We start from the raw sequence: 10,979 nt of genomic DNA, 5'->3' as shown, positions 1-10,979 counted from the left end.
GCGGCTATTAGGATCAATCACTTTACCCGCCGTTGTAATTTTTGAAGTAAGCGTATCACTAATATCGGGTAAAATGATCTTTACCGTGCTGCCCACTTTTACTTTTTCAAGATAATTATCGGGCACCTGTGCGGTTGCTTTTAAATCGCTGGTGTTTACCAATTTTATATAGCCGCCGGCAACCGGGTTGCCTGTAAATGTTTCGCCTACTTTTATAGTTACTTCATCGGCAACGCCGTTCATTTCTGCATACACATTTGTATAGCCGAGCTGTTCTTTAATAAGGTCAACCTGGTGCTGCGCCTGGTCCACATTATTCTTTGCCGTGGTAAGTTCCACTTCGGTGCCTATATTTTCTTTCCATAAATTATTCCTGCGCTGGTATATATCCTGCGCATATTTTAATTGTGTCTGCGCCTGGCTTAACTGTGTCTGATAAATAGCATCATCCAGCTTCAAGAGCAACTGGCCTTTCTTTACATAATCACCCTGTTTTACGTAGAGCGCTTTTACCTGGCCACCCTGGTTGCGGGGCGTAACATAAGCTATATTCTCTGCGTCAATTTTACCCTGCAGGTTGATGTAGTGCTGAAAATCTTCCGTTGATAATTTTTTAACGGCAACCAGCTTTGCTTTCTCCGGATTGGCTGAAGGATCAAGCTTAATAATTTCTGCCTGAAGGCTGGCTACCTGTTTAGTAATATCCTCCTGCTGCTTTTTCAATTGTTCCAGCTTTGCTTTTTTATCGGCAAGCGTGTTGCCAGTTTTTTTGCCACTGCAGGAAGCGAATGCTATTAAAGAAACTGCAATTACTATATGTTTTATGTTCATAAACTTAGTTTGATTAGTTATTTAAGTTCACCTATGGCATACAGGTAATCAATTTTGGCTATTGCCGCATCGTACATGGCATTTACATAATTGCTTTGGGCTACGCGCAAATCTGCCTGTGCATTGGTTATATCTAATGTTGATCCAAGGCCTGATTCATATTTCTTCTGGGCTTGTGCATATACCTGCTCGGCCAGGCTTACATTCTTTTTTTGATAATCGAGTGTTGTAATGGCAGTGTGATAATCATTCACTGCTTTTGCAATGGACTGATCAATTGAATCCTTAAGATTAGCAAGCTGGTTTTGCGACTGTTGTAACTGCAGTCTCGCTTTCTTTAAATCGGCATTCTTTTGAAAGCCGCTAAAGATGGGAACCGTAAGGTTAAGCCCGATATAGGAAGCCGTAAACCATTGCCCTTTACTGAATACATTGAATGCATTACCCTGCCCCGATCTTTGATAAATGCCGGTAACGCCGAGTGTGGGGTAGTAGCTTAGTTTATATCTTTTAACGTTGTATTCATTCAACTTATTCAGGGTTTCCATTAACTGGTAATCGTTACGGTTGTTGTAATCATATATGCCTTCGTTGAGCAACCCTTGTTTTAACTGTTGTTCTGTAACGGAATCTGTTAGCACCAGTGAATCTTTTTGAGGCATGCCCATCAGAAACTTCAAACCATAATATCCATTCCTGATACTGTTAAGCGCAGATGATTTTTCCGTTTCAAGGTTAGCGAGTTGCACTGAAGTTTTGTCCGCCTCAATTTTTTCAGCAAAACCGTTTTTATACATTTCAGAAGTTACGTGCAGCAAATTTTTTGAACGGGATATATTAGCATCCAACTGCTCTATTTGTGTGCGGCTCACTACAAGCTGGTAATATATTTTATAAATGTTTAACCGGATAATATCTTCAGTAATTGCCTGTGCCCTTTGCCTGTAATCGATAGACGCCCGGCGGGCCTGCAGGCCAACAAACACCTGCCCGTCAAACAAAGTTTGCTGTAAGGTAACCGTACCGGTTGCATTGTATTTTGTACCAAACTGCACCGGCACATAAGTACCGGCAGGTTGGCCAAAGAATTCGCCCGGCAATAATTGTGTAGGTATTTTTACATACCCGGTATAATTACCTGAGGCCGAAAGATTGGGCAAAGCCCTGGCGGTGGTGGAACGGTTATCTTCTTTCTGAATTTCAATATCCAGCAAGGCATTTTTAACCTGAACATTATTCTTCATAGCATAATCAATACAATCTTTTAAGGAAAAGGTATGTACTGCGGGTTGCTGTGAAATTGCCTTTGCTGATATTAATATTAATCCTGTAAACAACACACTCTTCAATAAACTCATGTTGATTTTTTTTGACGTTGGTGTTTATATTTCGATAAGAGGGTCAGCCCTTTTTCGGTGCAGATGCCATGAAGAAAGAACTCTTTCATTACGTCATCGAAATAATGCGGTTTTGTTTTGCCGCTTATAACTTCTTCGTTATGAAAAATACCTGAAATCATTTCCAGCCTCAGCCAGGTAATGATGTTTACATCGATGTCTTTCCTGAACAGGCCTTCCTTTATGCCACGCTGCATGTTTTCTTTAATACAGTTGAAAAGAAACTGTTTTTTAAACTTTTCAAAATCTGCAAACACATTCGGATGAAAGCGGTTAAGATCGTACAGCACGGAAGCATTCAGGTTACTGAAAATTTCCTGTGCCGAGTCTGCTGCGAGAAACTGTTCGTGAATGGCGTTTTCAGAAACATCTTTAAACCGTATGCATTTCTTTTTATTCTCATCGGTAATACCGGTGAATATGTCTTTTACCAGCGAATCCTTATCAGAATAAAACTGGTAAATGGTTTTTTTGGAAATGCCAAGCTGGCTGGCTATTTCGTCCATCGTAACGCTGCGGATGCCATACCTGAAAAAAAGCTCGCCCGCTTTCTGCTGAATTCTTTCCTTTATGCTCATAACTCAAAAAACGGGGGCAAAACTATGGAAACTATTTTCGTAACCAAAGTTTCCGCAAACAATTTTTTATTATTTTTTGCTGAACGGTAAACTTTACGTGATTTGACCTGAATTTTGCTGTATGGAAAATTCACCCGAAAAATTCAGTTTCAGGCATGTGCTGCAGTATTTCTTCCAGGGTATAATTGTAATTGCACCTATTGCCATTACCATTTATGTGGTGGTATGGCTGTTTAACCTGATTGATAATTTCCTGCCTGATATCCTGTTTGCCCTGTTCCCTAAATGGATGACGGCGCCCGACGGATCGCTGCGCACTATTCCGGGTCTTGGTTTTTTAATGGTTGTAATAATTGTAACCGTTATCGGGTTTATATCCACTTCTTTTTTTGTTTCCAGGATACTGAGCTTTTTGAACCGTGTGCTGGAACAAACGCCCGGCATAAAATATATATATTCTGCTGTAAAAGATTTTCTGGAAGCTTTTGGGGGCAACCGCAAAAAGTTTGATAAGCCTGTATTGGTAAGCGTGGATGCAACAGACACCTGGCGCGTTGGTTTTATTACGCAGCATGATGTTACCCAATTCGGGCTTGAAGAACATGTGGCGGTATATGTGCCTTTGTCTTATGCGTTAACCGGCGTGGTATATTTTGTGCCAAAGGAAAAAATAAGGCCCCTTGATAATATGAATAGTGCCGAAGCCATGAAGTTTGTTATATCCGGCGGGGTTACGCATTTGGAAGAAAATGAACATGTATAAGACGCTCTTATATCTCTAAATCACTTATACTTCTTTGATTACGATTGGGCATATTGGTTTTAAAAAACCAATGCCGTTATTACTGTCCTTTGCAGTTTACTACTTTCGCTGATGTGCAGCTTTGCACCTTGTACGCAGTAAACAATTAAATTTTTAAATATGACGGAAGAAAAATTACAACGCCGCATTCATTTACTTACGGCTTACAGCGTGGTGAGCACTATAGTTTTTTATTACTGTTTATCTTTTTATACAATAAAACTACTACAGTAAAAGCAGATGAATTAACAGCCAAAAGAATTAACCTTATTGGTGAAGACGGAAGCCTGCGCATGGTGTTAAGCAACGAAACAAGACAACACTCCGGCAGGATCAACGGAAGGGATATTCCCAAAAGAGAGCGGCCGCCGGGAATTATTTTTTTTGATAACAACGGCAACGAATGCGGCGGCCTCGTTTATAATGAAAGCAGGGAGGGTTATAAAGTGAATATGATGATGTCATTTATCATGGATAATTACAGGAACGGCCAGGTTGTACAAATGATTGATGATGAAACTTACAATGGAAACCAGGCGGCCGTACGGCGTGGGTTAGCCATTAACGAATTTCCTGTGGGTGCAGATATGGGTGTTCTGATAGATAAAATGAACAACATTAATAAGATGAAAGATACGGCTGAACGCAACAAACAGCTGCAGGTGCTTTTTAAATCAGCCGGTTCTAAACGAAGGTTGTTTTTAGGACGGACACGGGAAAACCAGTCAGGTGTTTTTTTATATGATAATGCAGGAAGGCCGAGGTTTGAAATATATGTTGATTCATCAGGCAGCCCGCAAATGATGTTGCTGGATTCTTTGGGTAATACTAAAAATGTAATGGCCAATATGCGGTAACAGCATTTGAAAAGTACGAGTGTTTTTATCAGATTTTCACCTTTCCAATCACATACATTTCATTCATTGTGGGAACAGGGCTGCCGCCTTCTTTTTCCAGGGTTATAGCAAAAGCTTCTGCATGGTCTATCTTCTTTGGCATTCTGCATATACCGTCGCAACCGGAAACCATGCCTGCATCAACCGGTTTACCATCAACAATGGCCCATAACTGGTATTGTTTGCCGGCTGGTATTTGCGACAGGCTTGCCGAGTAGAGGTAAACATCTTTTAAATTCTTATCCCACAATACCGTGGCAAAATTTTGTTCTCTGCCGGTGGTGCCTTTCATTTCAATTTTAACCATAGCGCTGTCGCCAAGCAATTGCAGGCTTTGTTTATACGATGCATTATTGGCCTGCAGCGTATTTCTTTCCGTTAGCAACGATATGTATTGCGCTTTGGTTTCTTTATATCCTGAATAAAAGTAGAAATTTAAGGCTGCGCTTATTATAAGCAGTATAATGCTTGCCGCCGCCAGCATCCGCCATAAAGCAACCGTCTTTTTCTGAACGGGTTCTGCAGGTGTTATGGTTGTCAGCTGTATATCATCCTCTTTAAATAAGGCTGTTTCTATGGCTGCTTTTAAATGAGATGATGGTTGCCTTTTTTGTGATTGAAAATAATTTTCAAAATCTTTTTCTGCCTGTACAATAGCTTCGTTAAGTTCAGGATATTCAGCACGCAGTTGTTCCAGTTCGGCTACCTCTTCCGGGCTTGCCAAACCAAGAACATATTGTTCAAGTGCGCCACTTTGTATGTATGCTTTAATATCCATTTATTTTTTTAAAAAACCTTTCAACTGAATAAGCGCATTGCGCAATCTTGTTTTTACAGTGCCCAGGGGTATCTTCAAAAACTTCGAAATCTCATCCTGCGTATAACCCTGAAAATAGGCCAGTTCAATCAATGTTTTGTAATCATCTTTCAATGTATGTACTATCTTTCTTAAATCAATGTTGTCTGTTTCAAATGTTGTTTTGCCCGCACTTTCAGATACGTTTTCTGTAAACCCGCGGTTTTGCTTTTGCATATTATAACTTTTACTGCGTAAAACATCAATGGCTGCATTGCGGCTTATGTTCATCATCCATGTAAAAAGCCTGCCTTTCATAGCATCATACTGGTCTATCTGCCGCCATATCTTTATAAAAACTTCCTGCAGCACATCATCAGATAATTGCTCATTTTGCAAAATTGAATAAACCACGCCATTCAATGCCGCAGCATAATTATCATACAAATAACCAAATGCTGGCTGCTCCTTTCTTTTTAAGGCGGCCACCAGTTCAGCTTCTGTATAAGATAAAGAATTAGACATTGATTTTATGGGATCGATTGCGTTTGCTTTTGTGTGAAACCATAAAGAAACAATTAGCGCTCCATAAAACCAGCCTTTTATAAAAATATTTTTATTGCTGCAGGCAATGCAGGCTTCTTTGGTGTTTATATTTTTTAAAATGGTATAATATATTAACGTGTTGTGCTATTAAAATTATGAGCATCTTAATATTAAATCATATTGACCGAATGTTATGTCGAAGTAACGAGATATCTCATAAAATTTATATTGCTGGCAATTCAGGAGATTTATTTCGTGTATTATGGTTTTCATTTGCCTCAATGATTGCTTCGCAATTCTCCTATCGTTGAAATAACGATTCAAACTTTTTCTATATAATTAATAATACATATTCTCTAAAATTTTCTACAAACCCATTCGCTGTTGTTATACAATTATTTATTGTGGGTAATAAAAGCAGCATAATGAAAAATTTATTTTACCGGCAAATGAAAAAGTGTATATCTGTTTGAAATATCTCTGCTATTTCAAAAAGCCGTTCAACTGTGCAACTGGTTAGTCCGCATTCCAGTTTACTGTAAGCATTCTGTGAAATATTCAGCCTGTGCGCCACATAATCCTGTGTATAGTTAAGCAGCATGCGTTTTTCTTTTATGCGTATGGCAACCAGCGATATTTTTTTATTAACAAGGTTCATTGCCGCATATACGATACCTGGCCAGCTACAGATTTCCGGTTTTGATTTTTTTGCCAAAACGGGTTTATTCCTAAAAGCTATAAATATAACAACGTGGTTAGCTGTTTGTTGAATCCAATACGGCACATTAACCGTAATTACCAATACACATTTAAAACAACCGGAATGAACACACTACAAAAACGTAAAACATTTTCATACAATAACAGTATGAAAAGAAGAGACTTCATCGGCCGCATGGCGGTAACTGCATCTGTTGCCGGCATTATAACGGCGTGCAGCAAAGACGATGATAATCATGGCAGCAATGGCGGTATTGATTTGGGCAGCGGCGACCCCGGCATATTAAACTATGCTTATGCTTTGGAACAACTGGAAGCAGCATTTTATGCGCAGGTAATAACAACGCAGTATGGTGGCATTACCACAGATGAAGTGGCTTTGCTTACGGACATCCGCGATCATGAAGTGGCGCATCGTGAATTTTTTAAAACAGCATTGGGCAGCGCCGCCATACCTGCTTTGGAAGTTGATTTTTCTTCCATTGATTTCTCCAGCAGGGACAGTGTTTTGGGTACCGCCAAAGCATTTGAAGATCTTGGCGTAAGCGCTTACAATGGTGCCGGGCAGCTGATAACATCAGCAGAATATTTGCTTGTTGCCGGGAAAATTGTTTCGGTGGAAGCAAGGCATGCAGCCTATATACGCGACCTTATTGCTTACGGCTCATTTGGCGACAACACTACCGTTGATAATAATGGTTTGGATATGGCAAAGCTGCCAAATGATGTATTGGCAATTGCTTCCTCTTTCCTTATTTCAAAACTTGATGCCTCCCATTTACCAACAAACTAAAAAATAGTAATATGAATTTGCTGAATATATTTAACCAGATACAGGAAACAGACCCTGAGATTTATGAACGTATTGATGACAGGCGGGCAGCCATGCACCGGTTTAAAAACATCGGCGGAAAACTTGCATTAACAGCCGTACCCCTTGCACTGGGTGGCATGCTGAACAAAGCATACAGCGCACCACCACCTTCAGGCATAACCGCTATATTAAATTTTGCGCTTACACTGGAATATCTTGAAGCGGAATTTTATGCTACAGCCGTTGCTTCAGCCGGGCTTATCAATGCATCTGAAAAATCTTCTTTTGCCATGATATCGCAGCATGAAACCGCACATGTTGCCTTCCTGAAAACCACCATCACTGCATTGGGCGACACACCGGTTGACAAGCCCGAGTTTGATTTTACAGCGGGCGGTGCTTTCCCTACTGTTTTTTCAGATTACCAGGTTTTTCTTGCCGTTTCCCAAACTTTTGAAGATACCGGCGTACGGGCTTACAAAGGACAGGCAGGTGGCCTGATGAGCAGTAATGAAGTTTTAACGGCAGCCCTGCAAATTCATTCTGTGGAAGCGCGCCATGCATCGCATGTGCGAAAGATACGCAGGATGACAGGCGCCGACGCTTCTGAAAAACCGTGGATTACAGGTAAAAGCACCAATGGTATTGGTTCTGCCGTGCAGGCTTCTTACAACGGGGAAGAAAACACCATGCAATTAAAAATTGATATTACCGCATTAGATGGTGCAACTGCAAACGCCGCCACCGAGAGTTTTGATGAGCCATTAACTATGGATGAAGTGCTGGCGATTGTAGGGCCATTTATAAAATAAGTTTTAGTAAAGTTCAATATTCCGGTACAGGCAAGCGAAAGGTTAGCCTATAAATTACCTGTTGCCCAAAGGGCAGGGCAACAGGTACCGGATATTGTGGTGTAGCCTTTCGGCATCCGCTATACTTAAGGCCACTGGTTACTTTAAAAAATTCTCCAGGTAATTTAAAATAGTTGCTGTTTGCATCATCAGGGTAACATGACTTTGTGCGGGCACAATAGCCAATTGGGATTTTGGCATTGGTTGCAAATCACCGGCAACACCGCCGCCCAGTAACTGGTAGGTTTTCATCAATTCAATCTTATCCAATCCATCATTATCGCCCGCTATGATTAATACCGGCGCTGCTATTTTAGCAATATTGGAATCGCCCAGGTTAAAGGGTTTTGCAACAAAAACAAACATCTGCTCCAAAAATTTAGTCCATTTTGTTGTATCGGGCGCTACGGCATCGTAAGCGGTTTTCAAAGGTGTATTTCTACCGGTTTGTGTCTTCACAAACCGGAATTAGATAGTTGATATTTTCGATTGACGGGGATTTACTGATCTGAAAATTAATGGTTTTCTTATTGTACTTTTCTCTTGAAAGAAAAGTACCAAAAGTTCAAGAAAAAATGATATTCAGCACATTTTTTCTTACACCCTGATTTAGCGTTTGTACTGATGATTTTTCAGCAGTTATGCCTTGACTTTTAATTCTAATAACTTTATGGTGACAGTGGGATAATACAAGTTTATTGAATGAATATTTCATCTCAAAAAGGTTCAAGAAAAATGATATTTATTCTACCGGTTTGTGTCTTCACAAACCGGAATTAGATAGTTGGTATTTTCGATTGGCGGCGATTTACTGATTAGAAAATTAATGGTTTTCTTGTTGTACTTTTCTCCTGATAAAAAAGTACCAAAAAATCAAAAACGGATGATATTTCAACACATCCGTTCACCGCCCTGATTTAGCGTTTGTACTGATGATTTTTCAGCAGTTGTACCTTGATTTTTAAATTCTAAACAACTTATTGCAGGTGACAGTGTGATAATACAGGTGTGGTGAATGGGGGCCTCACCCTGTTGAAAGGCTTTTTTCAGCATTTTTCAGATACCTTTTGTTCGTATCTTGTTCGTATCTTGTTCGTACCATGTTCGTACCATGTTCGTCTTTGTTTACCCCGCCGGCGAGATGGGACGAAGAAAAGACGAACAAGGCAGAGGTTTGGGGCAAGCTATCATACATAGGCCGGTTTGTCGGGCGGGTATTTGTATTTTTTATGGGGAAGTTGAGCCAGGTATCGTTTATTGCATACAAAGAATGCTAAAAAGGTATTGCGGGAAAGGGGAGAGACCGCGTTCAATAGAAAGATATACAACAAATAAAACAGATGTCAAAAATTTATATTTGATTTTGCCTGTTTCAAGCCAAATCTTTAGCTTTAGCTTTTTTAACCATTACTTGTTTTGCTAAACCAGAATCCTGAACAACTTGCCCGTGATGAAATAGACAGACAACTACTTGCCTGTGGCTGGGTTGTTCAATATAAAAAAGAAATTAATCTTTCGGCTTCCCAGGGAGTTGCTGTCCGTGAGTATCAGACTAATATTGGTCCGGCTGATTATGTTTTGTTCATTAACAAAAAACCTGTGGGCATTATTGAAGCCAATCGTGCAGAAGAAGGTGTGCATCTTACCATGCATGAAGAACAAACAGAAGGTTATGCAACAGCCAAACTAAAATACCTAAACAACCAGCCTTTATTTTTTGGTTATGAAAGTACAGGAGATGTAACGCGATTTACAGATTTCCGTGATAAAAAACCACGTTCAAGGCCTGTGTTTACATTTCACCGTCCGGAAACTTTTGCCAACTGGTTAAAGCAAGGTACATCATTACGCACCCGGTTACACGATATACCTGACCTGGGTGATTCTTTCTCCTCCCCTTCGGGGAGGCCGGGAGGGGCCGGTTTAAGAGACTGTCAAATTACTGCTATCAATAATTTAGAGAAATCATTCAGGCAGGCAAAGCCATTGGCATTAATTCAAATGGCGACAGGTAGTGGTAAAACATTTACTGCAATTACGTTTATTTATCGCCTATTAAAGTTTGCAAAAGCTGGTCGCATTTTGTTTTTGGTGGATACCAAGAATTTAGGTGAACAGGCTGAACAGGAATTTATGAGTTACCTGCCTAATGATGACAACCGCAAGTTCACAGAACTCTATCCTGTTACAAGGTTAAAAAGCAGTTTTATTCCTGAAGATAATAAAGTGTATATCTCCACTATTCAACGCATGTATTCTATTTTGAAAGGAACAGAACTGGATGAAAGTGCAGAAGAAGAAAATCCGAATGAACACTTTACACCAAAAGAAGCATTGCCTGTTGTTTACAATGCAGCCATACCAATTGAGTTCTTCGACTTTATTGTAATTGATGAATGCCACCGCAGCATTTATAATTTATGGAAACAGGTGCTGGATTATTTTGATGCTTTTCAAATTGGTTTAACGGCTACGCCTGATAACCGCACTTTTGGTTATTTCCATCAAAACCTGGTGAGTGATTATGGTTATGAAAAGGCAGTGATTGATGGTGTGCTTGTTCCTTATAATGTATTTACTATCGATACAAAAATTTCCAAACATGGGGGCGCTATTGCTGTGGGTGAAATGGTTGATAAGCGGGAACGATTAACAAGAAAAAAATTCTGGGAAGCGGTGGATGAAGACATTGAATATACCGGCAAGCAACTGGATAAAGACATTGTAAACAAAAGCCAAGCAGCGTGA

Annotated in this window: 12 protein-coding genes; 5 read left to right on the top strand and 7 right to left on the bottom strand. The window is 40.0% G+C overall.

All coding sequences use genetic code 11. The annotated features are described in order from the left end of the window. The 3 genes from ACTHN6_RS08390 to ACTHN6_RS08380 all read right to left on the bottom strand — a co-directional run. The coding region (locus ACTHN6_RS08390) for an efflux RND transporter periplasmic adaptor subunit (protein ID WP_440435299.1) at positions 1–831 on the bottom strand (831 nt) is incomplete at its 3' end. Positions 832–848: 17 nt separating this feature from the next. Continuing rightward, positions 849–2,189 (bottom strand): TolC family protein, encoded by a 1,341-nt coding sequence (locus tag ACTHN6_RS08385; protein WP_440435298.1) that lies wholly within the window; start codon positions 2,187–2,189, stop codon positions 849–851. Continuing rightward, positions 2,186–2,806 carry a TetR/AcrR family transcriptional regulator gene (locus ACTHN6_RS08380; RefSeq protein ID WP_440435297.1) on the bottom strand — a complete coding sequence of 207 codons (621 nt, stop codon included), beginning with the start codon at positions 2,804–2,806 and terminating at the stop codon, positions 2,186–2,188. The genes ACTHN6_RS08385 and ACTHN6_RS08380 overlap by 4 nt, the downstream gene beginning before the upstream one ends. A 121-nt stretch (positions 2,807–2,927) precedes the next feature. On the opposite strand from ACTHN6_RS08380, the gene ACTHN6_RS08375 reads away from it, so the two are divergent. Next, positions 2,928–3,569: a DUF502 domain-containing protein gene (locus ACTHN6_RS08375; RefSeq protein ID WP_440435296.1), complete on the top strand. Its 642-nt coding sequence runs from the start codon at positions 2,928–2,930 to the stop codon at positions 3,567–3,569. Positions 3,570–3,901: 332 nt separating this feature from the next. After that, entirely contained in the window at positions 3,902–4,465 is a 564-nt protein-coding gene (locus tag ACTHN6_RS08370) for a hypothetical protein (RefSeq protein ID WP_440435295.1), read from the top strand. 28 nt (positions 4,466–4,493) lie between these two features. Here the strand turns inward: ACTHN6_RS08370 and ACTHN6_RS08365 are convergent, their stop codons facing one another. The 3 genes from ACTHN6_RS08365 to ACTHN6_RS08355 form a co-directional block, all read right to left on the bottom strand. After that, positions 4,494–5,282, bottom strand: a complete 789-nt coding sequence (locus tag ACTHN6_RS08365) for an anti-sigma factor (RefSeq protein WP_440435294.1) — start codon at positions 5,280–5,282, stop codon at positions 4,494–4,496. Next, on the bottom strand, positions 5,283–5,825 hold the full coding sequence (locus ACTHN6_RS08360; RefSeq protein ID WP_440435293.1) for an RNA polymerase sigma factor: 543 nt from the start codon (positions 5,823–5,825) through the stop codon (positions 5,283–5,285). It abuts the gene before it with no gap. 460 nt (positions 5,826–6,285) lie between these two features. Next, positions 6,286–6,561, bottom strand: coding sequence for a helix-turn-helix domain-containing protein (locus ACTHN6_RS08355; protein ID WP_440435292.1), 276 nt, complete (start codon positions 6,559–6,561; stop codon positions 6,286–6,288). Between the two features lie 108 nt (positions 6,562–6,669). On the opposite strand from ACTHN6_RS08355, the gene ACTHN6_RS08350 reads away from it, so the two are divergent. Both ACTHN6_RS08350 and ACTHN6_RS08345 read left to right on the top strand, forming a co-directional pair. Then, positions 6,670–7,359 carry a ferritin-like domain-containing protein gene (locus ACTHN6_RS08350; RefSeq protein WP_440435291.1) on the top strand — a complete coding sequence of 230 codons (690 nt, stop codon included), beginning with the start codon at positions 6,670–6,672 and terminating at the stop codon, positions 7,357–7,359. 11 nt (positions 7,360–7,370) lie between these two features. Beyond that, positions 7,371–8,192 (top strand): ferritin-like domain-containing protein, encoded by an 822-nt coding sequence (locus tag ACTHN6_RS08345; RefSeq protein ID WP_440435290.1) that lies wholly within the window; start codon positions 7,371–7,373, stop codon positions 8,190–8,192. 138 nt (positions 8,193–8,330) lie between these two features. On the opposite strand, the gene ACTHN6_RS08340 is transcribed toward ACTHN6_RS08345, so the two are convergent. Further along, positions 8,331–8,690: an alpha/beta fold hydrolase gene (locus tag ACTHN6_RS08340; protein WP_440435289.1), complete on the bottom strand. Its 360-nt coding sequence runs from the start codon at positions 8,688–8,690 to the stop codon at positions 8,331–8,333. A 957-nt stretch (positions 8,691–9,647) separates the two neighbouring features. Between ACTHN6_RS08340 and ACTHN6_RS08335 the strand changes: the two genes are divergently transcribed. Continuing rightward, a complete protein-coding gene (locus ACTHN6_RS08335) occupies positions 9,648–10,979 on the top strand; it encodes a DEAD/DEAH box helicase family protein (RefSeq protein WP_440435288.1) in 1,332 nt (443 codons plus the stop codon).

Origin of the sequence: Parafilimonas sp. (assembly GCF_051953455.1) — a bacterium.
Taxonomy (GTDB): Bacteria; Bacteroidota; Bacteroidia; order Chitinophagales; family Chitinophagaceae; genus Parafilimonas.
The sequence above is the reverse complement of the archived record's forward strand: the minus strand, read 5'-3'. Positions and strand labels throughout refer to the sequence as shown.